The organism is Microbacterium sp. GXS0129, from assembly GCF_044769785.1.
Taxonomy (GTDB): Bacteria; Actinomycetota; Actinomycetes; order Actinomycetales; family Microbacteriaceae; genus Microbacterium; species Microbacterium nymphoidis.
In genome coordinates this window covers 41,944-63,326 of the sequence record NZ_JBIZVZ010000002.1, presented here as the reverse complement: position 1 = coordinate 63,326, position 21,383 = coordinate 41,944, and the positions used below count along the sequence as shown (strand labels likewise).

Sequence of the window (21,383 nt, the reverse complement as noted above, 5' to 3'; positions counted from 1 at the left end):
ATCAGCTCGACCTCCCGGAGCCTGCTTGTCGCGATCTCTGTGCTTCCCCCCGCATCCGTTCGCCTCTGGGCCTCCGCGCATCTTCCCGCGGCCCTCCGTCTCCCTGGGCCTCAGCGGCCCGCAGACTTCCGTGAGGCGCGCCATCCCGCCGTGTCTCGCTCGACGCGGCCCGTGAGCGTCCAGAGCCCGAGAAGCGCCTCCGCGTCGGCAACGGAGATCGCGGCGCGGGCGGCCAACTCCTCCGTGCTTCGCGCAACGCGCGTGGACAGCACCGCTTCCAGGCGGGCGGCTTCGGGCAGCTCAACCGACAGGTGATCGAGGGGCGGCGACGCGGCTGCGCCGGGGAGTAGTTCGACCACATCGTCGGCACCCGTGATGCAGACGGCGTCGTACTCGCGGAGCAGTCGATGACAGCCGGAGGACGCGGCGGAGGTGACCGGACCGGGAACAGCGCCCAGGGGTCTGCCCAGGGCGGCCGCGTGACCGGCGGTGTTGAGCGAGCCGCTACGCCACCCGGCCTCGACCACCAGGGTCGCATCCGTCATCGCGGCGATGAGGCGGTTGCGCGCGAGAAATCGCCACTTCGTGGGCTCGCTGCCGAGGGGGACCTCGCTCACAACGGCTCCTGCGCGGGAGATGTCCGCAATCAAGGCGGCGTGACCGGCCGGATACACGCGATCCGCTCCCCCGGCGAGCACCGCGACCGTCGTTCCGTCACAGGCGAGAGTGGCGCGGTGCGCCGCGCCATCGATACCGTAGGCGGCTCCGGAGACGATCGCGATCCCCCGAGCCGCGAGCTCGCCCGCGATCTCCGCCGTGATGTGCTCGCCGTAGCCCGTCGCGGCGCGTGCCCCCACGATGGCGACCAGAGGCGCGGTGGCGAGTGCGTCGGTGTCACCGCGCACCCAGAGCAGCACCGGTCGCGACTCCTGAAGGTCGTCAAGACCGACCGGCCACTCGGGGTCCCCGGGAAGAAGGAGCGTCGCTCCGCACCGGCGCGCGCGCACCCATTGACGATCGACGTCGACGCCGGTGAGCCGCGGGGACCATCGGGCAGCGGCCTTCCGCCATCGTGCCGCTTCGCCCGCGGGAGCCTCCGCTGTCAGCGCCGCAGCTCCCCGTCTCACCAGCGACCATGCTTCCCGCGCACCGTGCCGGTCGATGAGCACGCCGGCATCAGCGTCCCCGGGTTCGATGATCTGGCTCCAGGAGATCCGGGCGTGAGCCTCGTCCGGCGGGTGCTGCCGGGTCTGGTTCTTCGTCGTCGCGGGACCTTCGTTCATCGCTGGGGCGGCCGACATGGCCGAGCCCCTCGAATCCCCTGAATCAGCCGCCTTCCGCTGCGTCACAGGCCCACTCCCCTCTTCAACGCAAGCGCACGACCCACGTCTTCCAGTTCGGGTTCATGCGCGCCACGGAGATCGACGAGCGTCCAGGCCAGCCGCAGCACGCGGTCATACCCGCGCAGAGTGAGGGCGCCGCGCCGCAGCGCCTGATCCAGCGGAGCGGAGACTGCGGAGCCAAGACGCCGGGGACCGGTGCGCAGCCAGGGCCCCGCCACCTCCGCGTTGGTCTGCCACGGCGTGTCGGACAATCGCCGCCGTGCCCGCTCGCGAGCTTCCAGAACTCTGTCTCGGGCCTGCGCGGTTGTCACCCGCTCTCCCCCCGAGGCCACCGTCACGCGCGTGACAGGCAGTTCGATGTCGACCCGATCCAGCAGTGGGCCGGACAGCCGGGTCAGGTACCGGCGAACCGCAACCGGCGGGCAAGTGCACTCCGCGCCGCGCACACCGTAGTTGCCGCAGGGGCACGGATTGGTGGCGAGGATCAGCTGGAACCGCGCCGGGTAGGACGCGGTGGTTCCCGTCCGGTGGATCGTGATCGTCCCCGACTCCAGGGGCTGGCGCAGGGCGTCCAGCGCAGACGATGCGAACTCTGCCGCCTCGTCCAGGAAGAGCACGCCATGCGCGGCCCGGGCGATGGCTCCGGGACGGATCACCCCAGAGCCTCCGCCGACCAGTGACGGGATGGTCGCCGAATGATGCGGCGCCTCGAAAGGGGCGCGGCGCGGCAGGTGCAGAACCGACTCTCCGCACAGCGATCGCACGGATGCCACGTCGAGCGCCCGGTCTTCGTCCAGGTCCGGCAGCAACCCGGGCAGGCGCGCCGCGAGCATCGTCTTTCCGGCGCCGGGTGGACCGCTGAGGAGCATGTGGTGACCGCCGGCCGCCGCCACGATCAGAGCATCGACCGCGCTGCGCTGTCCCACAACGTCAGCCAGGTCGAGCCGGTCGGCCGGCTCGACCGCGACGACCGAAGGTGTGGGCAGCGGCTCTTCCTCCCGCGGATCGATCAGAGCGCCATGGGCGCGCGCGACATCGGTCAGGTTCACCGCGGCGACAACGTCAGCTCCCGAGACCAGCTCGGCTTCTGCCCGGCAGGCCGCGGGCACGACGACCCGCTGCTTTCCGGCGCGTACCGCTGCGTGCACGGCAGGCAACACCCCGGGCAACGGTCGCAGGCGACCGTCCAGCCCGAGTTCCCCCACATGCGCCGTACGCGCCAGCGAGCCGGCATCCAGCGGAAGCTCGGTCGCCAGCGCGGTGATCGCCACCGCGACGTCGAAGCCCGCACCTCGCTTGGGCAGGCTGGCCGGCGAGAGGTTCACGGTGATTCTCCGGCGGGGAAGGGGAAGTCCCTGGTTCGCACAGGCGTTCTGCACCCGCCGCGCCGCCTCGCCCAGCGCTTTGTCCGGCAGTCCGATGAGATCGAACCCCGGCGTGTGAGCCGACAGATCCGCCTCCACCTCCACCATCGCGCCGTCGATGCCGTTCAACGCCACCGCCCAGGTCCGCGCCACACTCATCGGACATCCTCCAGGTGGGCGAGCGCCGCTGTGGCCGGGTCCTCCCCCGTGATACCGATCACGTCCACACGCAGCGTCCGGCCGCGGGCATGGTCTGGATGTCGTCGCATCCAGTCGAACGCGAGTCGCCACACCTGTCGGAGTTTGCGCGCATCGACGGCCGCCAGCGGATCACCGTAGTCGGTGGTGCGCCGTGCCTTCACCTCGACGACGACGAGGGCTCTTCCGCGCACCGCAACGATGTCGAGCTCCCCGGACGCGGTCCGCCAGTTGCGGTCGACGATCTCGAATCCTTGCGCCATCAGGTGCGCGCACGCGCGATCCTCGCCTGCTCGTCCTCGTTCATCCTTCGCTGCCATCCCCCGAGCATGGGGGCAGAGCGGACGTGCCGGACCGGCGGTCCCGTGACGCCGAATCGATCACACCGCCGACAGGTTTGGGGAGGAACGAAAGCTCGGTCCTCGTCGCCACCGACGAGCTCACAGAGACGTCGTCCCGCGCGCGCATCGGGGCCCGGGATCGGCCGATCGATCACGCTCGGCCCAGCCTCGCCGAGTGGGCGGACACGCGGGAGCTCCCTGCCCCCCATCGTCGATGAATCAATTGCGGGCGGATGGCTCGTCGGTCAGGGGGCGCTCAGCGCCATGAAATGGTGCAGCACTGCCTCCGGGATGCCGGTGGCGATGAACCGGGCGAACTGCCCCATCGGCATCGACGCGACGAGCGCGAGGTCGGCGGGCGGCTCGGCCGCCGGATCCGCTCCCATGGCACCGCGCAGTGCCGGACCGACGACCGGATGCGTGAACCACTCGCCCACTGTCGATGCAAGCGTCAGGGGCAGAACCACCGGTGCATCGCCCTCCAGCAAGACCTCCACCGAATCCACGATGTCCATCGACGAGCGACCGAGCTCGATCCGGTATCTCCCGGGGTCGACCCGGTACTCACTCGCCGCCTCGTCCCAGTACGCGAGCGTGCGCCGCTCCACCTCGATCTCGATCTCGATCGTCTCGCCCGGATCGAGCTCGACCTTGGCGAAGCCCGCGAGCGCGCGCAGCGGCCGACGGACGCGCGGTTCGATCTGACCGGCGTAGAGCTGGACGACCTCGGCGCCCCGGCAGGCGCCTGTGTTCGTGACCCGTACCCGCGCCCGGACGGCGTCCGTGCCCACCGACCGCGACTGCACCAGCGCGCTGGCGAAGCGGGTGTACGACAGACCGTGCCCGAACGGATAGCGGACGACGCGTCCGGTGGAGACGTGATGCCGATAGCCCACGAAGATACTCTCACCGTACAGCGCGGTGCCTGACTCTCCAGGGAAGGACAGCGCGCTCGGGGTATCGCGCAGGTCCAGCGGGATCGTCTCGGCCAGCCGTCCCGAAGGGTTCACGGTGCCCGAGAGCACGTCGGCGACCGCGCCCCCGACCGCCTGACCCCCCGCCCAGGCCTCGACGATCGCGTCCACATCGTCGTGCCAGGGCTCGAGATCGACCACGCCCCCGTTCATCAGGACGACGACGGTTCTCGGAGCGATCGCGGCGACGGCACGGATGAGCGCCACCTGGTCAGCGGGCAGGCTGAGATCCGTGCGATCTCGTCCCTCGGTCTGATCGGACTCGTAGAGACCGGCAAACACGACCGCGACGTCCGCGGTCCCGGCCAACGCAGCGGCCTCCTCGCGGTGCGCAAGCGCATCACCGCCAGGACCGTACCCGATCGCGAAGTCCACACCCTCGAAGACGCTGCGGAGCTGCTGGAGCGGATCGTCCACGCACGTGGGAGTGACGTGGGAGCTACCTCCGCCCTGGAACTGCGGCGCGACGGCGAGGTGCCCGAACACGGCGATCCGCGACGTCGCGGCGAGCGGGAGCACGGCATGTTCGTTGCGCAGCAGCACGACCGACTCTCCGGCGGCGCGGCGAGCCAGCGCATGGTGCGCCGCGTGGTCGACGCCCGTGACGGCAGTCGGTGCGGTGCGATCCGCGAGCGCCGCCAGCCGGGAGACCGAACGGTCGAGCGCGGCCTCATCCAGCTGCCCGATGCGCACCGCGTCGAGCAGCGCCTGCGCGCCGGTGTCGCCCGAGGCCGGCATCTCCAGATCCAGCCCGGCGCGGAGCGCATCGACGCGATCCTTCACTGCGCCCCAGTCGGAGACGACCAGACCGGTGAAGCCCCACTCGTCGCGCAGCAGTTCCGTCAGCAGCCAGCGGTTCTCCGATGCGAACACCCCGTTCACCGCGTTGTAGGCACTCATCACCGTCGCCGGCTGCGCCTCCCGAACGATGCGCTCGAAGGCTGGGAGATAGATCTCACGCAGCGCCCGCGCATCCACGCGCGCGTCCACGCGCATACGGTCGGTTTCCTGGCTGTTCACGGCGAAGTGCTTAAGGGATGCCCCGACGCCCGTGCTCTGAAGCCCCTGCACCCAGGCGCTGCCGAGCACGCCGGTGAGCAGCGGGTCTTCGGAGAAATACTCGAAACCTCGTCCGCCGAGCGGCGAGCGCTTGATGTTCACTCCAGGACCCAGCACGACGTCGACACCGACCTCCCGCGCTTCCCGGCCGATGGCCTCGCCGATCTCGTGCGCCAGCTCCGCATTCCAGCTCGACCCGAGCGCGACTGAGGGCGGGAAGCAGGTGGCGGGTCGGCTGTCGTTCACCCCGAGGTGATCGGTCGCACCGTCCTGGTAGCGCAGGCCGTGCGGGCCGTCGACAAGCGTCAGCGCGCGCACGCCCTCTCCCTCGGCCGTCCGCCAGAAGCTGGCGCCACCGAGCAGTCGGGCCTTGGCCAGCACCCGCTCGTCGCGCTCGCGCTCGGCGCGGAGACCGTCCAGCGCCACGCCGGTCAGCTCGTCCTCCGCCGCCTGCGAGAAGGGCTCGCTCCAGCGGTGCTCACCGCTTCCTACCTCGGACGTGAAACCCGACGGCAGGGAGACCGAGGCTGTCACGCCTTCGGGAATGCTGGCCACGACCTGCAGCGTCCCGTCTTCCACGCTCCAGCCCACGGCGATGCGCCCGTGGCGGGACTCGAATGCCGTCTCCGCCGACACCACCCCGGTGGCCGGGGGCCGGGGAGCGATACGCACCCGGGCGTACCCGGGAGCTGCCGGTGCGAGACCCGCCACGACCCGATGCAACCATGTCGCGACGGCGCCGAAGGCATAGTGGTTGAAGCTCGTCATCTCGCCCGGGTTGATCGTGCCGTCGGGGAGCATCGAATCCCACCGCTCCCACATCGTGGTCGCGCCCATCGTGACGGGATACAGCCAGGAGGGGCACCGTTCCTGCAGCAACAGCCGGTACGCCGTCTCCAGCTGCCCCGTGTCGGACAATGCGGTGAGGATGAAGGGCGTGCCTGCGAAGCCGGTGGTGATCACGTAGCCGGCATCGGCGACGAGCGCCGCGAGCCTGGCACCGGCGGCGGCCCGCTCGGCATCGTCGAGGAGCCCGAACACGATGGCGAGCGCGTAGACGGTGGGAGCGTCACTGTGGATCCGCCCGCTGCGCACCCAGTGAGTGGTGAAGCCGCCTCGGATCCGCGCAGCCAGGGCGTCGAATTCCGCGGCGTCGGCATCGTGACCGAGCACACGGGCAGCATCGCGGGCGATCACGATCGACCGGTAGACGCACGCCGTGGCGACCACGGCAGGGTCGGCCTTCGCCTGGTGCGGCGCGTCCGGGGGCGCGGTGGGATCCAGCCAGTCACCCAGCTGGAAGCCGCCCTCCAGCAGGTTTCGTTCAGACAGGGCCACCTCGGTACGACGCACATGAGCGGTCATCGACGAGTACTGCTCCGACAGCACACGGAGGTCGCCATAGGCCTCGTACATGGCCCAGGGAACCCAGCAGGCGGCGTCATTCCAGAGCGCGATCACCAGACTGGACCCCATCACAGCGGCCAGCGCACCGGTGTTCTCGTATTTGAGGTTGTCCGGCACGACGACCGGGATGCGCCCGTCCGCTGCTCGCTGCTCGGCGGCGAGGTCACGCAGCCAGTCGGCGAGGAAGGCCTCAGCATCGTAGAGATACACCGCGGTCTCGGCGAACGCGGCGAGATCCCCGGTCCACCCCAGACGCTCGTCGCGCTGCGGGCAGTCCGTCGGCACGTCGACGAAGTTGCCGCGCATGCCCCACACGACGTTCTCGTGCAGACGGTTGAGCAGCGGATGAGAGCTGCGGAACGTGCCCGTACGCGTGAGGTCCGATCCGATCACGACGGCGCGCACGGCGCCGGCGAGCTCCTCATCCTCGCCCGGCCACCCCGCGACCTCGACGTAGCGGAACCCATGGAAGGTCAGGGTCGGCTCGAAGACGTCGTCTCCCCCGGAGAGCACGAACTCGTCGGTCGCGCGTGCGCGCCGCAGTGGCCGTGTGCCGAGCTCGGCCTCGTCGAGTACTTCGGCGTGACGCACCGTGATCACCCGACCCGCATCTCCACGCGTGGTGAGCCGCGTCCACCCGACGAGGTTCTGCCCGAAGTCCACGAGCAGCGCGCCCGACGGAGAACGCCAGACCCGGACCGGTTCGAGCTCCTCCTGGCGGCGCACCGGCGGGGACTGATACGGAGTGAGACGGGTGTGATCGAACGGGATCACGCGCACAGCGGCCTCGCCGTCGACCGGCGCCGGCACGAACCTGGCCTCGTCGTCGATCCTGCGGTCGATCCGCTGACCGTCGTAGAGATCATCCGCGACCGTCGAGGTGGCCACGGACGTCCAGCGCTCATCGGTTCCCACCGTCTGGACGTGCCCGTCGGCGAAGGTGATCCTCAGTTCCAGGAGCGCGGCACGCTCGGAGCCGTACACCGCGCTGTTGCCCTCCCACCCGAGATGACCCGAGTACCAGCCGGCCCCGATGACGGCCTCGATGACCGCACGAGATCCGCGCGATGCCGTCAGCGCCTCTGTCGCATCCCAGGTGGCGTAGCGCAGTCGCCATTCGTAGCTCGTCCATCCGGGCGTGAGGAGATCGGCGGACACGAGGATGCCGTTCACCCGGACCTCGCACACACCGAGCGCCGTGGCATGCACCTCCGCGTGCGCGATCGGGCCATGGTTCTCGTCGAGACCGAAGACCCTGCGCAGCGCCGGTGCACCGTCGACCGGGTGGTCCGGGGTGATCATCTGGGCAGTGAGTGGTGTGGTCATGCTGTCCTTCTTCATCGCCGCCGGCAGGTCGCGGACGGACACGTGAGTGCTGACCGATCCACGAGACGATCGATCCGGCCTTCTCCCTCACCGTCACCCTGTATCGCCCAGCGCATCAGTGCTGACCGATCCACGAGACGATCGATCAGGCCTTCTCCCTCACCGTCACCCTGTATCGACCAGCGCATCAGTGCTGACCGATCCACGAGACGATCGATCCGGGCTTCTCCGTCACCGTCACCCTGTGTCGCCCAGCGCATCAGTGCTGACCGATCCACGAGACGATCCGGTGAACGCCGTCGCGCGCTCCCGGGGTCTCCGGCTGGGCGAGGTAGCCATGGAACGTGCCCGGCACGGTCTCGTGGCGGACGTCGACTCCGGCGTCCGCCAGAGCGGCAGCGAACACCGTTGACGAGGCCCGCAGTTCGTCCGCCTCCGCGTCCACGATGAAGGTCGGTGGCATGCGGTCGAGCGGGCCGAGCCCAGGAAAGGCCACGGGATCGTCGTGATGGCGAACGCCCGCCCAGTTGAGGTTGAGCATGCTCACCATGCGCGGCGTGAACCGAAACGGCGGCGGGGTTCGCTCCAGCGCGGCACGCACATCGTCCGGCAGCGGCGGCAGCTGGAAGTGCACGAGCGGGTAGGCCACCACCAGGGTCGCGGGCAGGTCCTCACCTGCGGCGATCAGTCGCTTCGCGACTCCGGCAGCGAGGTTCGCCCCGGCACTGGCACCGCCGAGGTGCAGGTGCTCCGGCGCGGTTCCGAGCCTGGACGACGCGTTCGCGCGCACCCAGCGCCACGCGGTGAGAACGTCGTCCGAGAGCACAGGGAAGGAGACTCGCCCGCGCACCTTGCGATAGTCGACCGACGCGACGGCGATCCCCCGTGCCGCGATGGACATCGCGACCCAGTGCGCCTCCGGGGAGTCGAGCGTCCCGAACATCCATGCGCCGCCGTGCACCCAGACGAAGCCGGCGCTCGGTGTCTGTCCCTCGCGACAATACAGACGCACCGGTACCGGCCCGTGCGGCCCGGGCAGGGAGACATCCTCGACGCTCACGGAGCCGAGTTCGGGCTCGCGCGCCACGATCTCGGCGGTGCACGTCCGATCCTCTCGCACGAGTCGCGCCGCGCTGCGCAGAAGTGCCCGCGCACGGAGCGCATTCAGCGCGGTCGGCCGGTATGGCGCGCGCATCTGACTCATTTCACCCTCCGGATCGGGAAGACGAGGAGCGCGGCGATCACGACGATGACGATCGCCACGATCCACAGGGCTGCGTAGCCGCCGGTGACCGCGACGACGACACCCGCGAGCAGGGGCCCGAGCGCCTGGCCCAGGTTGCCGCCGAGCGTGCTCACGCCGAGATCCCGAGCGGCGGCGTCCTTCTCCGGCAGCAGGTCGATGAACATCGCCTGATCGACAGTCAGGAACGTGCCGACGCCGAGGCCGGCCACCACCCCCTGGATGATCAGCGCCGGAAGCGTGGGGCTCAGCAGAGGGATGAACATGGAGCCGGCGATGAGGAACGTGGAGCCGATCACGAAAGGCTTGCGGCGACCCACCTTGTCGGACCACCAGCCCGCGACCAGCAGAGCGATCACAGTTCCGGGGATACCCACGAGCGCAAGAACGGGCGCGATTTGGGCCGCTTCTTGCGCTGAGAGCCCCGGACGGATGTAGCTCTGGAGCATGTACACCCCAAACGCACCGGACACACCACCGCCGAACAGCAACGCGACCTTGGCGATCCAGAGCCAGCGGAAGTCCCGATCGCGCAGTGCGACCGTGAACGAGGCGAGGAAGGCCGTGACGGACATGGGCGCGCGCTGCAGATCGCGAGAAGAACGGTCCCGAGCCATCAGGACGAACAGCACGGTGAAGACGATCACCGCGAGGGCGAAGGGGAAGTAGACGTCGAGGCCCATCACCGCGAACAAGGCGCCCGCCACGATGGAGCCGATCGCGCCGCCGATGAGAGTCGCGAAGCCCGATAGCGCAGACATGGTGCCGAGCCGGCCGGCGGGCACGCGATCGGCCACGGTCGCGTTCAGGGGCCCGGACGCGAGGTTGAGTCCCAGCTGCGCCAGCGAGTACGTGAGCAGCAGGATTCCGATCGTCGGCGAGAATCGCATCGCGATGAGAAGCGCCGCACCGATCACGGCACCGGCCACGATCCACGGGGCCCGACGGCCCCACCGCGAGCGGGTGCGATCGGAGAGGATCCCGGCGATCGGCTGGATCAGCATCGTGAGTATCGAGGACACGACGGCGATCGCGGACAGGCTGAGAGCGCGCGCGGCCTCGAACTCGGCCAGCAGCGCGAGCTGACGTTCCTGATCTTCGGTGGGCGTGGTGCTGCCGGCGTCGACCGCATACTTGAGTTCGGTGAGCGCCTGCAGATCGATTCCCGAGTCTGCCCCCGTGAAGAACTGTGCGAACTCGATCTGCTGCACGTGCAGTGGCAGCAGGATGCCGCCGACGGCACCCCAGATGGCAGCGATCGACAGCCCCGCCAGTACGTAGCTCAGGCGGTAACGACGAAACGCCGGTCCCCGCACATAGCGGACCGAGGTGCCGGGCCCATCGGCGGGCGGGCTGTCGGGGACGAGCGTCGGGTCGGCATTGACCATGGTGTCTCCAGGGCGTCGTGCGAGCTCCTGCGGCTCGGCTGAGACGACAGTAACAGAAAACCACCCACTTGGGTGGTTTTCTGTTGTCCCGTCCGCGTCGGGCATCGGCGGCTGGGGTAGCCTCGATGCGTGACCACTGATCCGGCTCCCGCGCCGCGGCGCTATGCGAAGGGCGAAGCCCGCCGGACGGCGATCCTGGAGGCCGCGCTCGAGGTGTTCGCGACCGCGGGCTATCGCAACGGCGGACTGCGCGAGGTCGCCGCGAAAGCGGGGCTGACGCACGCCGGCGTTCGCCACTACTTCCCCACCAAGCTCGAACTGCTGCACGCGGTGCTCGGCTGGCGCGACGAGGAGGCGATCCGCCGGATGTCCTCGCTCGATGACCCCATCGGGGTACTGCGGCAATGGATCGACGCCGCGCGATACAACCAGAGCGCCCCGCGAATGGTGGAACTCCAGGTGGCCCTCGCCGCGGAGGCGACGTCAGCTGAACATCCGCTGCACGACTACCTGCGCGAGCGGTACGAGTTCGCGGTCGGGTTCCTGAGCGGCACGTTCGCAGCCCTTGCCGCTCGCGGTGAGCTCGCCGACGATGTTGACCCCGAATCCGCAGCCCGAGGCCTGATCGCGCTCACCGACGGAGTACAGACGCAGTGGCTCCTCGATCGCGACCACGTCGACATGGTGGCACTGGTGAGCTCCGGTATCCAGCGTCTCGTGACGGTCGAGATCTGACCCCGGATCGCCGCGGCGTTCACTCCCCGCCCGCGGCTCGCGTCACTGGTCCCCGTCGAGCGAGAGATCTGCCGGGAGCTGGAAGTCGCTGCTGGACAGCTCCTCGATGTTCACATCCTTGAAGGTGAGCACCCGCACCGACTTGACGAAGCGATCTGCGCGGTAGATGTCCCACACCCAGACGTCTTTCATCGTGAGCTCGAAGTAGAAATCATGCTCGGAGTCGCGTCGCTCCAGCTGGACGTCGTTGGCGAGGTAGAAGCGACGCTCGGTCTCGATCACGTACGTGAACTGGCGCACCACGTCGCGGTACTCGCGGAAGAGCGCCAGTTCGAGCTCGCGGTCGTAGTCGTCGAAAGCATCCTCATCCATATTGCCTCCATCCTATGCCGGGACAGCGGGCGGTGAGTGCGGCGCCGGGCACGATCAGAACAGCGTGTTCCCGCTGAACGACCATGATGCACGGTGGTGCACGGAGATGCCGTGCGCCTCGATCGCCTCGCGGTGGGCCTGGCTCGCATAACCCTTGTTGTGGTCCCACCCGTACACCGGGGTGTCGATGTGAAGACGCTCCATCAGCGCATCCCGCTCAACCTTGGCGATCACCGATGCCGCCGATGCCGACGCACAGTCGCGGTCCCCCTTGATCACCGGCCGGACGCGATAGCCCCAGCCTCCGGCTGGCGAGATGTAGTCGTGGTTGCCGTCGAGGATCACGATCCCCTCGGCAGGGTCGAGATCCAGCGCGGCAAGCCCGTCGATCGCGCGGATGGCGGCGAGCCCCAACGCACGCATGATGCCCACCTGGTCGATCTCCTGCGCCGATGCCCAGCCGAGCGCGCTCGCGCCGACCCAGGACGCTGCGCGCTCGGCGACGTCGGCGCGCTTCTTCTCCACGATCAGCTTCGAGTCCCGCAGCCCCTCGGGGATGGGCTCGGACAGCCGAGACGCATCAAAGAAGGCGGCACCGACCGTCACGGGACCGGCAAGCGCGCCGCGCCCCACTTCATCGCACGCGATGACCCAGCGATGATCGCGAAGCAGTTCGCGCTCAAGATCGAGCGTGGGCAGGATCGGACTCATCCCGCCGTAGCCGCCGGGCTCGGGTCGATCACCGGCTCATCACCGGAGTCGCTGTCGGGCACCCCGGCGAACGAGTCACCCGTCGTCCCCAGCCCGCCGAAGCGATCGAACGGCCAGGTTCGCAGGAAGGCGCGGCCGACGACGTCCTCGCTGGGCACGAAGCCCTTGGCCGGCTGGTCCTGGTTGTACCGGGAGTCCCGCGAGCGATCCCGGTTGTCACCCATGACCCAGAACGAGTCGGCGGGAACGGTGACGTCGAACGGCACGACACTGGGCATCTTCTGGCCCGGCGCCAGCTTCACGTAGGCGGACTCCTCGAGAGGCACGCCGTTGACCTCGATCTGATCCAGCGCGTTGCAGCACACCACGTGGTCGCCCGGCAGCCCGATGATGCGCTTGATGAGGTGATCCGAGCTGTCGGGGGCGGCCAGGCCCACCAGCGACAGCACCCACTCGACACCGTCGACGAAAGTACCCTTGGACGGCGCCGGTGACTGCCCCTCGAGCCACCCGCCCGGGTCGCGGAAGACGATGATGTCACCGCGCTGATAGTCCGTGAAACGCGGGGTCAGCTCGTCCACGAGAATCCGGTCCTGCACCTGCAGGGTGTTCTCCATCGAGCCCGAGGGGATGTAGAAGGAGCGCACCACGAAGGTCTTCACGAGGAACGACACCAGCAGGGCGATGAGCACTATCACGACGACGTCGCGGAGGAACACCCCCCAGCCACGCGAGCGGCTCTCAGCGTCATCGCGACGGGCACGCCGAGCGTCTCGGCGGGTGAGCGGGGCTGACGGCTCGGCAGTTGACATGACATCCTTCGTGGCGCGAGCAAGAATCCGCGCACCGGATCAATCGTTCCACACTCCGCGGTGTGGTCCCGGCGATTCGCGTGGCGGCGCGCCTGTGAAGGCCCTGATGCCGGTGCATGCGACACAAAGAACGGCACCCCGGACCGGAGTCGCGGGGTGCCGTCGGAGTGGCGCGATTCAGCTCTCGCGCTTCTCCTTGATCTTCGCCTTCTTGCCACGCAGGTTGCGCAGGTAGTACAGCTTCGCGCGACGCACGTCACCACGGGTGACGACCTCGATGTGGTCGATCACCGGCGAGTGCACCGGGAAGGTGCGCTCGACGCCCACCTGGAAGCTGATCTTGCGGACCGTGAAGGTCTCGCGAACGCCATCGCCCTGGCGACCCAGGACGACGCCCTGGAACACCTGGATACGAGAGCGCGAGCCCTCGACGATGTTCACGTGCACCTTGACGGTGTCACCGGGGAAGAAAGCCGGAATGTCGGAGCGCAGAGAGGCTGCGTCGACGGAGTCGAGGATCTGCATGATCTTCACTTCCTGCGCCCGCCACAGGTCAGCCGCATAAGAATGGGTAGCAATTGCTTTTTCGTGCGCCTTGCAGCCGGTACTCCCCTGTGGCGGAGTGTTCGCGTGGGCGCACCGAAGCGCGCGTGATCACGGCACAAGCGTCAATTATCGCATGTCGCCGAACGCGACGCCAAATGCTGCGCTGTCAGGAGTGTGCGGGATGCCCCGGACGCGACTCCTCGACGATCACGATGTCCTCAACACCAACCGAGCCGGCACCGCCGGGACGTACCCGATCGAACGTCTCCCGGATGAGCAGAGGGGCGCGCGCCGTCTTCGTGGTGGTCCACAACTGCCAGAGGCACAGCCACAGCACGCCGACCGCGGCGAGGATCGCCAGCACCAGGTTGAGGGCAAACAAGGGCTCGGCGTAGAAGCCCACGCCGATGGTGAGCAAATGCCAGATACCGAAGCCCGCGACGTCCCACCATGACAGCGCCCGCTGGGCACGCACACCGGGACGCGAGCGTACCAGCAGCATGAGGACGAGCTCGCTGACGAAAACGGCCGGCGCGAAGATCAGGAGCACCGGCAGCAGCGCGAAACCGTTCTGGTTGAAGATGGCCCAGCCGATCAGCAGCCAGACGGGCAGGACGAAGGCCGCCGGAAGCAACCAGCTGTACATCGCGCGACGGATCACCATCTGGTCATGCTAGCCCCGTTCCCTCCGGTGTGGGGCTGGAATCCGAACGGCGTTCAGCACTCCCCCTGCCGATATGCGGAAGAATGAGAGCAACATCGAAGGGAAATCATGATCGAGCTGCGCACGCCCACCGAGATCGAGCAGATGCGTCCGGCAGGACGCTTCGTGGCGGAGGTGCTGGCGACGCTGCGCGACGAGACGAAGGTGGGCACCAATCTGCTCACCCTCGACCGTCACGCCCACGACATGATCCGCAAGGCCGGCGCCGAGTCCTGCTACATCGATTACGCCCCGTCTTTCGGCTCCGGCCCGTTCGGCAAGGTGATCTGCACGTCTATCAACGACGCCGTCCTCCACGGTGTCCCCTTCGACTACACGCTGCGCGACGGCGACCTCGTCTCGCTCGACTTCGCGGCCTCCGTCGACGGCTGGGTCGCCGACTCGGCCGTCTCGTTCGTGGTGGGGACCGCGCGCGATGAGGACCTCCGGCTGATCGACACCACGCAGCGCGCGCTCGCCGCCGCGATCGCCACCGCGACCACCGACAAGCGGATCGGCGACATCTCGGCCGCCATCGCGGAGATCTGCCACGCGGAGGGCTACTCGATCAACACCGACTTCGGTGGACACGGCGTGGGCCGCACGATGCACGGCGACCCGCACATCGCCAACAACGGCAAGGCCGGTCGCGGCTACCCGCTGCGCGATGGACTGGTCGTCGCCATCGAGCCCTGGCTGCTGGCCACCACCGACGAGCTCGTCACCGATGCCGACGGCTGGACCCTCAAGTCGGCCGACGGTTCACGCGGTGCGCACAGTGAGCACACCGTCGCGATCACCGCGGACGGCCCGATCGTCCTGACGGACCGCACCTTCCTCGGCGTCGACTGACCCGCCACGCTCCACCATGGAGGCCTTCGACCCCGCTCTGCTGCCGGAATTCGAGGAGCAGGACAACGAAGAGATCGAGCACGACAGCCTGGCCCGGCCGCCCCTGCGCGGGCGGACATCGCCGCCGCAGGGCCTGAGAGACATCGACTGGACCTCGCTGGAAGACGCCTACGGTGCCGCGACGGAGACGCCGCTGTATCTGGAGGCGATCACCAGCGACGATCCCGGCGATGTCGCCTACGGCGCGCACGGTCTGTATGCGGCGACGACGCACCAGGGGTCGGTCTTCTCCGCGTCGGAGGCGGCGATTCCCTTCCTCGTCGAGCTGGTCGAACGCGACAACGCCACCGCGATGGCGTTCCTCGCCCGCATCGCCGTCGGTGAGACCCACTTCGTCAGGTCGCCGCGGGACATCGATGCGCGTACGGAGTACGCCGGAGCCGTGGCAGCGCATGAGGGGGCCATTCGGGCCTATGCCGACCGCACGGACGACCCGGAGGCCTGGCGCTTGCTCGCGTTGCTGGGCGTGCTGCCGGGCGATGTCGCCATTGACCTGGACACGAATGATCCGGCGCTGCTCGCCGACCGGCTGGTGCTGGCTGGATTCCTGGCCGCATCGGACGACAGCTCCGACCGTCGGGCAGAGACCGATCGTGCCCGCGACCTCGTCCGGACATCTGCATCGCTGCTCGTGCGCTTGGCTGCAGCCGGCACGCTGGCCTTTGCCGGCGCGCACGATGACCACGCGCGACACGTGCTGGCACATCTCGCGGACTCGGAGGAGTACGTTTCGACGACCTGGATCACCGCCGTCGGCCCGTTCGCCGAAGCGGCGTGGCTGTTCTCCGCTGGAGACGACGAACTCACGCGGGCCGATGTGCCGCCATCACTGCGCGTCGCTGGCGTCGAGGAACGCCTCCGCCGCGCCTTGCCCGCCGGCTACGACGAGGATTCTCCGATCCCCGCCCGTGCGGTGTCCTCCGAGCTCCGGGCGATCCTCGCCCACGCCGTCACTGCATCACCCGACCTGTTCGCCGGCGGCTCGCCCGATCTGATCAGCCGGGGACTGCCCGCGACCCGTCACGCGGTCGAACGCCTCGCCGGGCTTCGCAATGACGTTCTGTCAGAGGCCCCGGGCGCGAGTACTCTCGCTGAACTCATCGAGTCGGACCTCCGCGCTGGCGTCGCACGTCCTGTCACGCTCGACGCCATCGTCGCGGCGGGTGCGTGGCCCGTTCTGGAAGCGGTGCTCTCCGGCAGCACCACGGTGAGCGAGCACACGACGCTCGACCCGCGTCTGCCGCGCTCGGTCGCGGACGACCCGATGCTGGTGACGCTCGTCCTGCTGCTCGGCGAAGCGCTCTCCCGCACCGATCTCGGGACTGCGGTGACCGCCCTCGACGACGCGCTCGCCAGCCCGGAGCCGCCCGGCGTTCGAACGGCGGCGTGCCTCCTGGCGGTCGCGCTCGCTGGCCGGTTCGAGGATCGATTCGTTCCCCTCGTGCGCAGCTTTCACCGGTACCCGGAGTACTCACCGGCGCCCGTCCCGGTGTTGCGACGTGTCCGGGACCTCCTGCCGCCCCACCTCGCCGAGCAGGTCATACTCCCGAGCTGACCCTCGTCACACTCCCGAGCTGAGCTCAGTCCCCGGCCAGAAGATCAGGACGGCGCTGACGGGTGCGCTCCACCTGCTGTTCGTGGCGCCAGCGATCGACCGCGCCATGATTGCCGCTGAGCAGCACCGGCGGCACCTCGCGCCCGCGCCAGACAGAGGGCTTGGTGTAGGAGGGATACTCCAGGAGTCCGTCCTCGTGCGATTCCTCGACCAGGCTCTCCGGGTTGCCGACGACACCCGGGATCAGGCGGCCGATCGCCTCGACCATGGCCATCACCGCGACCTCTCCCCCGTTGAGGACGTAGTCGCCGATGCTCATCAGGCGGACGTCGCCGAGCTCGCGTGCGTAGTCGAAGACGCGCTCATCGATGCCCTCGTAGCGGCCGCAGCCGAAGACGAGGTGGTCCGCGGTGGCCAGCTCGCGAGCCTTGGCCTGTGTGAAGACCTCCCCGGCAGGCGAGGGGAAAATGAAGATCGGGCGGGCGTCGCTGTCCTGGGCGATGGCGTCCAGCGCCTCACCCCAGGGCTCGGGCTTCATGACCATGCCCGCGCCGCCGCCGTAGGGAGTGTCGTCCACCGTGCGGTGGCGGTCATGCGTCCAGTCGCGGAGATCGTGTACGCGCACGTCGAGAATGCCGCTCTGCCGGGCCTTGCCCAGCAGGGAGACTTCCAGGACGTCAAAGAACTGCGGGAAGATCGAGATCGCGTCGATGCGCACGATCAGTCCTCGCCGTCCACTTCCTGCGTCGGTGCGGAGTCCGCCTCGTCCGCCGCTTCGAGCTCCTCGAAGAGTCCCGGAGGCGGGGTGATCGTCACGCGACCGCCCCGGATGTCCACCTCAGGGACGATGGCGGACACGAAAGGCACCATGACCTCGTCACCCGCTGTGGTCTTCACGATCAGCAGGTCCTGGGCCGGCAGGTGCTCGACGCGGGCCAGACGGCCCACCACGGCGCCGTCACGCACGACGTCGAGGCCCACGAGCTGGTGGTCGTACCAGGCGTCGTCTTCGTCGGACCCCGCGTCGGCGTCCTGATCGATCCAGAGAATCGCACGCACGAGTTCGTCGGCGGTGTTGCGGTCGTCCACTCCCTCGAAGAAGACGACGGCGTGACTGTTCATCCAGCGGAACTCGCGAACTGTGATGGTCTTCCCGTGCCACGGAGAGGACTCGGGAACCTGCAGAGTGAATTCCGCGCCCGGGACGAAACGACCGTCCGGGTCATCGGTGTAGAGCTCGAGCTTGAACGCGCCCTTGAGTCCGTGCGCCTTGACCAGGCGGCCGACTCGGAGCTGCGTCTTGTCCTGACGCCCGGACATCAGTCGTCCGCGACGTCGACGCGGACACGGGCGCCATCGGCGAGGGCCGAGATCAGCGTCCGCAATGCCTTCGCGGTCCGTCCGCCGCGCCCGATCACGCGTCCGCGGTCCTCGGGATGCACGTGCACCTCCAGGACCTCACCTCGCGATGAGGTGGACGATGTGATCTTCACGTCCTCCGGGTGATCGACGATCCCCGAGACGATGTGGGTGAGCGCGGCGGACAGCACAGCGATTACTCGGCGTCGGCCGGGGCCGCGTCGGCCTCGTCCGCGGCGGGAGCCTCAGCAGCGGCGTCCTCAGCGGGAGCCTCCACCTTCTTCTCCGCCTTCGGCTTGATGACCGACTTCTTCGCGGCGTCCGCCACGAAAGCCTCGGCCTCGCCCTTGACCTTGACGGTGGACTTCGCGTCCTTGTCGCCCTTGAACTTGCCCCAGTCACCGGTGAGCTTCAGCAGCGCGGTGACCTGCTCGGTGGGCTGAGCGCCGACCGACAGCCAGTACTGAGCACGCTCGGAGTCGACCTCGATGATCGAGGGCTCCTCGGTGGGGTGGTACTTGCCGATCTCCTCGATCACACGACCATCGCGCTTGGTGCGCGAGTCGGCGACGACGATGCGGTAGTAGGGAGCCCGGATCTTGCCCAGGCGCTTGAGGCGAATCTTGACAGCCACAATTCTCCAAGAAATGTAGAAGAGGAATAACGAACCGATCGCCTGGAGCGTGGGGTGCACACCCGGCGGAAGCTCTGGGGTGGATGCGGGCTGGATAGAGGGTCGAGCACGCAATCCGAAGCTCTATTCTGCCAGATTCCGCCGCTGTGCGCGAAACGTGCACCAACCGTGTCGCGGCAGGCGATACGCGGATGCGTCAGCGACCGCGCCGCTGACCGCGGCGGAGGACATGTGTGAGCCGGCGACGCAGCCGCTGGACGATGAGCCACAGCGACATCACGACCAGCGCCACGATGAGCAGCATCTGCAGCCAGGGCCACGGAGCGACGACCACAACCCCGAGGAAGGCGACGGCGAGGATGAGGAGCATCTCGCGCAGCTCCGACCAGAACTGCGGGAGGCGGGCGGGGCGCACGCGAACCGTGGCGAGGGTCTGCCCGGCAATGCCCAGGCGGGTGCGCAGCTCCAAGTCCAGGAACGCGAGCGGAAGATCGGGACGCACCCCCAGGGTCTCCTCCGCGGCAGGGAAGCGCGCACCCCAGGTTCCACCGGTGATGCGCTGACGCGTGTCCTCGACCGACCCCGGCGCCTCGAACGCCTTGAGCATCACCGTCGGGATCTCCCCGGCCGGCGCGTCACCGGCTCCTGTGCCCGCCCCCTCCACGACGACGTAATCGCCGGGACCGACACCGAGGATGTCCAGCGCCAGCCGGCTCATGAGCACGACGTCGCGCTCCGCGGAGGCGGGGTCAGCGAGCGTCGTGCGCATCGTGAGGTAGGTGGGCTTGCCGACCACGCGATCACCGGCGGTGCCCCGCTCCAGCCGCACCGGGCGAAGGTCGGCGATCTCGCCGTTCTCCAGGCCGCACGCCATGCGCAGGACATGGTCGACTTCCACGACGTGGTCGGGGGCGGCATCGGGCGATTCCTCGCGGATCACCACGGCGGCCAGGGCGGACGGCGCCGCTGCCCCGTGCCCGGCCATGAGGGCATGGGAGCGGAGCTCCACGACGTCGGGACCTCCTAGCGACTCGTGCACCCGGCGGGAGATCGACACCACGGACTTGCCTCCGCGCTCGATTCCGGCAGGGGTGACCGTCGTGACGAGGGTGACGCTTCCCGGCTGGGCGGCGGGGATGTTCGACGCCGGTGGAAGCATCCCCCCGTAGGTGCGCGTGCTGGGGGTGCCGCTCTCATCGGCGAGCCGGGTGAACGGCGACGGAGGCGCGAGCAGGCCTGCGTCAGCGAGGACGGCGGCGCCACCGTCGGCCAGGGCGCCCGCGCGGGCGCGCAACGCCGTGACATCGGAGCCCCACGCCTCGGCGAGGGCGCTGACAGCGGCGAGACGCTCGACCACGGCGATCTGAGACGAGCCGGCATCGGTGGGGCGCATCGCCGCGGGGATCACGGCCCCCGTCTCATCGCACAGCGCTCCCCCGCGAGCCACGTAGGCGTAGACACCGGGGAGCTCCTCCCCGGTCTCCAGCACCACGCGCACTCCGGATGACGCGTCGAGCCAGACGCGGCGGTAGTGGGGAGCCTCCGTGCGGTCGAGCCCGGCGAGCTGGCCCGGATCGGTGAACTGCACGTGGAGTTCGAGCTCGGCGGCGCTCGACGAGACGCCGTTCGACGAGCCGACGTTCGACGAGACCGCGCCCGACGAGACCGACGAGACCGCGTTCGACGAGACCGCGCCCGACGAGACCGACGAGACCGCGTTCGACGAGACCGCGCCCGACGAGACCGACGAGACCGCGTTCGACGAGACCGCGCCCGACGAGACCGACGAGACCGCGTTCGACGAGACCGCGCCCGACGAGACCGACGAGACCGCGTTCGACGAGACCGCGTTCGACGAGACCGCGCCCGACGAGACCGACGGGACCGCGTTCGACGGGACCACGTCCGACGGGACCGCGTTCGAGGGGACGATGGTGGCGGGCAGCGCTCCGTAGCCCGCAAAGAACCCCGCGTACGCGAGCGCAACGCCCTGAACGCGTGCCCGCACCGATGGCAGGACGAGCGCGTCGGGAATCTCGCGGAACTTATGGCGAAGCTGCGACGGCGCCGCGTTCGATCCGATGGCGAGCACCGGCACCCGGGAATCCATGCCGACGACATGGAATCCCTCGAGAACGCGCGACAGCTGGGGAGCCGACCGCGCGCCATCGGTCACCCGAGCGCGTGTCTCCTCATCGACGGCGACGCGACACAGCCCGAGCCGGGTCGGTGAGGTCTGGCCCGCCTGCAGGGCGACGCCGTCGCGATCACGCAGCTCCCAGAGCCCCTCGGCTGTGACGAGCACGGAACTCTCCGGCCAGGCCCCCGGATAACTGTCCGGGACCAGGCGCGGCGCGGAGTCGGCGGCGAAGCGGGGGTCGTCGATCATGCCGGCGCGAAG

General features: G+C 69.1%; 19 protein-coding genes. 3 read left to right on the top strand and 16 right to left on the bottom strand.

The features are described from left to right. Positions 1 to 110: 110 nt before the first annotated feature. The 6 genes from dprA to ACIQJ5_RS06640 form a co-directional block, all read right to left on the bottom strand. Complete coding sequence (gene dprA / locus ACIQJ5_RS06665; RefSeq protein ID WP_402842186.1) at positions 111 to 1,301, bottom strand: DNA-processing protein DprA; 1,191 nt, start codon at positions 1,299 to 1,301, stop codon at positions 111 to 113. A 44-nt stretch (positions 1,302 to 1,345) separates the two neighbouring features. Beyond that, complete coding sequence (locus tag ACIQJ5_RS06660; protein WP_402842183.1) at positions 1,346 to 2,866, bottom strand: YifB family Mg chelatase-like AAA ATPase; 1,521 nt, start codon at positions 2,864 to 2,866, stop codon at positions 1,346 to 1,348. Then, a complete protein-coding gene (locus ACIQJ5_RS06655) occupies positions 2,863 to 3,225 on the bottom strand; it encodes a YraN family protein (protein ID WP_402842180.1) in 363 nt (120 codons plus the stop codon). The genes ACIQJ5_RS06660 and ACIQJ5_RS06655 overlap by 4 nt, the downstream gene beginning before the upstream one ends. Before the next feature lie 266 nt (positions 3,226 to 3,491). Next, a complete protein-coding gene (locus ACIQJ5_RS06650; RefSeq protein ID WP_402842177.1) occupies positions 3,492 to 8,012 on the bottom strand; it encodes a family 78 glycoside hydrolase catalytic domain in 4,521 nt (1,506 codons plus the stop codon). A gap of 259 nt (positions 8,013 to 8,271) precedes the next feature. Further along, positions 8,272 to 9,216, bottom strand: coding sequence for an alpha/beta hydrolase (locus tag ACIQJ5_RS06645; protein WP_402842174.1), 945 nt, complete (start codon positions 9,214 to 9,216; stop codon positions 8,272 to 8,274). Beyond that, the gene (locus tag ACIQJ5_RS06640) at positions 9,213 to 10,643 is read right to left on the bottom strand and encodes an MFS transporter (protein ID WP_231089893.1); all 1,431 of its coding nucleotides are present in this window, start codon (positions 10,641 to 10,643) and stop codon (positions 9,213 to 9,215) included. The genes ACIQJ5_RS06645 and ACIQJ5_RS06640 overlap by 4 nt, the downstream gene beginning before the upstream one ends. A 129-nt stretch (positions 10,644 to 10,772) precedes the next feature. On the opposite strand from ACIQJ5_RS06640, the gene ACIQJ5_RS06635 reads away from it, so the two are divergent. Then, a complete protein-coding gene (locus ACIQJ5_RS06635; protein ID WP_231089892.1) occupies positions 10,773 to 11,378 on the top strand; it encodes a TetR/AcrR family transcriptional regulator in 606 nt (201 codons plus the stop codon). A 42-nt stretch (positions 11,379 to 11,420) separates the two neighbouring features. Here ACIQJ5_RS06635 and ACIQJ5_RS06630 read toward each other — a convergent pair whose 3' ends face one another. From ACIQJ5_RS06630 to ACIQJ5_RS06610, 5 genes are all read right to left on the bottom strand, one after another. After that, the gene (locus ACIQJ5_RS06630) at positions 11,421 to 11,750 is read right to left on the bottom strand and encodes a DUF2469 domain-containing protein (RefSeq protein ID WP_231089891.1); all 330 of its coding nucleotides are present in this window, start codon (positions 11,748 to 11,750) and stop codon (positions 11,421 to 11,423) included. A gap of 54 nt (positions 11,751 to 11,804) precedes the next feature. Further along, the gene (locus ACIQJ5_RS06625; protein ID WP_231089890.1) at positions 11,805 to 12,461 is read right to left on the bottom strand and encodes a ribonuclease HII; all 657 of its coding nucleotides are present in this window, start codon (positions 12,459 to 12,461) and stop codon (positions 11,805 to 11,807) included. Then, positions 12,458 to 13,273 carry a signal peptidase I gene (gene lepB, locus ACIQJ5_RS06620; protein ID WP_402842170.1) on the bottom strand — a complete coding sequence of 272 codons (816 nt, stop codon included), beginning with the start codon at positions 13,271 to 13,273 and terminating at the stop codon, positions 12,458 to 12,460. The genes ACIQJ5_RS06625 and lepB overlap by 4 nt, the downstream gene beginning before the upstream one ends. A 177-nt stretch (positions 13,274 to 13,450) precedes the next feature. After that, positions 13,451 to 13,798, bottom strand: a complete 348-nt coding sequence (gene rplS, locus ACIQJ5_RS06615) for a 50S ribosomal protein L19 (RefSeq protein WP_231089888.1) — start codon at positions 13,796 to 13,798, stop codon at positions 13,451 to 13,453. A 187-nt stretch (positions 13,799 to 13,985) separates the two neighbouring features. Beyond that, positions 13,986 to 14,483 (bottom strand): MFS transporter permease, encoded by a 498-nt coding sequence (locus ACIQJ5_RS06610; protein ID WP_231089887.1) that lies wholly within the window; start codon positions 14,481 to 14,483, stop codon positions 13,986 to 13,988. A gap of 108 nt (positions 14,484 to 14,591) precedes the next feature. Here ACIQJ5_RS06610 and map point away from each other — a divergent pair, with 108 nt between their 5' ends. After that, entirely contained in the window at positions 14,592 to 15,374 is a 783-nt protein-coding gene (gene map, locus ACIQJ5_RS06605; RefSeq protein WP_231089886.1) for a type I methionyl aminopeptidase, read from the top strand. 16 nt (positions 15,375 to 15,390) lie between these two features. Continuing rightward, on the top strand, positions 15,391 to 16,989 hold the full coding sequence (locus tag ACIQJ5_RS06600; protein WP_402842166.1) for a hypothetical protein: 1,599 nt from the start codon (positions 15,391 to 15,393) through the stop codon (positions 16,987 to 16,989). A gap of 25 nt (positions 16,990 to 17,014) precedes the next feature. On the opposite strand, the gene trmD is transcribed toward ACIQJ5_RS06600, so the two are convergent. From trmD to ACIQJ5_RS06575, 5 genes are all read right to left on the bottom strand, one after another. Further along, positions 17,015 to 17,707: a tRNA (guanosine(37)-N1)-methyltransferase TrmD gene (gene trmD, locus ACIQJ5_RS06595; protein ID WP_231089884.1), complete on the bottom strand. Its 693-nt coding sequence runs from the start codon at positions 17,705 to 17,707 to the stop codon at positions 17,015 to 17,017. 2 nt (positions 17,708 to 17,709) lie between these two features. Beyond that, complete coding sequence (gene rimM, locus ACIQJ5_RS06590) at positions 17,710 to 18,309, bottom strand: ribosome maturation factor RimM (protein WP_402842163.1); 600 nt, start codon at positions 18,307 to 18,309, stop codon at positions 17,710 to 17,712. Next, positions 18,309 to 18,539, bottom strand: coding sequence for an RNA-binding protein (locus tag ACIQJ5_RS06585; protein WP_231089882.1), 231 nt, complete (start codon positions 18,537 to 18,539; stop codon positions 18,309 to 18,311). The genes rimM and ACIQJ5_RS06585 overlap by 1 nt, the downstream gene beginning before the upstream one ends. A gap of 5 nt (positions 18,540 to 18,544) precedes the next feature. Next, a complete protein-coding gene (gene rpsP, locus ACIQJ5_RS06580) occupies positions 18,545 to 18,982 on the bottom strand; it encodes a 30S ribosomal protein S16 (RefSeq protein ID WP_231089881.1) in 438 nt (145 codons plus the stop codon). A gap of 196 nt (positions 18,983 to 19,178) precedes the next feature. Continuing rightward, complete coding sequence (locus ACIQJ5_RS06575; RefSeq protein WP_402842159.1) at positions 19,179 to 21,371, bottom strand: hypothetical protein; 2,193 nt, start codon at positions 21,369 to 21,371, stop codon at positions 19,179 to 19,181. Between the last annotated feature and the right edge of the window lie 12 nt (positions 21,372 to 21,383).

Coding starts and splice junctions, on each gene's coding strand:
- dprA (WP_402842186.1), bottom strand. CDS start 1,301: ATGTCGGCCGCCCCAGCGATGAACGAAGGTCCCGCGACGACGAAGAAC.
- ACIQJ5_RS06660 (WP_402842183.1), bottom strand. CDS start 2,866: ATGAGTGTGGCGCGGACCTGGGCGGTGGCGTTGAACGGCATCGACGGC.
- ACIQJ5_RS06655 (WP_402842180.1), bottom strand. CDS start 3,225: ATGGCAGCGAAGGATGAACGAGGACGAGCAGGCGAGGATCGCGCGTGC.
- ACIQJ5_RS06650 (WP_402842177.1), bottom strand. CDS start 8,012: ATGACCACACCACTCACTGCCCAGATGATCACCCCGGACCACCCGGTC.
- ACIQJ5_RS06645 (WP_402842174.1), bottom strand. CDS start 9,216: ATGAGTCAGATGCGCGCGCCATACCGGCCGACCGCGCTGAATGCGCTC.
- ACIQJ5_RS06640 (WP_231089893.1), bottom strand. CDS start 10,643: ATGGTCAATGCCGACCCGACGCTCGTCCCCGACAGCCCGCCCGCCGAT.
- ACIQJ5_RS06630 (WP_231089891.1), bottom strand. CDS start 11,750: ATGGATGAGGATGCTTTCGACGACTACGACCGCGAGCTCGAACTGGCG.
- ACIQJ5_RS06625 (WP_231089890.1), bottom strand. CDS start 12,461: ATGAGTCCGATCCTGCCCACGCTCGATCTTGAGCGCGAACTGCTTCGC.
- lepB (WP_402842170.1), bottom strand. CDS start 13,273: ATGTCAACTGCCGAGCCGTCAGCCCCGCTCACCCGCCGAGACGCTCGG.
- rplS (WP_231089888.1), bottom strand. CDS start 13,798: ATGCAGATCCTCGACTCCGTCGACGCAGCCTCTCTGCGCTCCGACATT.
- ACIQJ5_RS06610 (WP_231089887.1), bottom strand. CDS start 14,483: ATGGTGATCCGTCGCGCGATGTACAGCTGGTTGCTTCCGGCGGCCTTC.
- map (WP_231089886.1), top strand. CDS start 14,592: ATGATCGAGCTGCGCACGCCCACCGAGATCGAGCAGATGCGTCCGGCA.
- ACIQJ5_RS06600 (WP_402842166.1), top strand. CDS start 15,391: ATGGAGGCCTTCGACCCCGCTCTGCTGCCGGAATTCGAGGAGCAGGAC.
- rimM (WP_402842163.1), bottom strand. CDS start 18,309: ATGTCCGGGCGTCAGGACAAGACGCAGCTCCGAGTCGGCCGCCTGGTC.
- ACIQJ5_RS06575 (WP_402842159.1), bottom strand. CDS start 21,371: ATGATCGACGACCCCCGCTTCGCCGCCGACTCCGCGCCGCGCCTGGTC.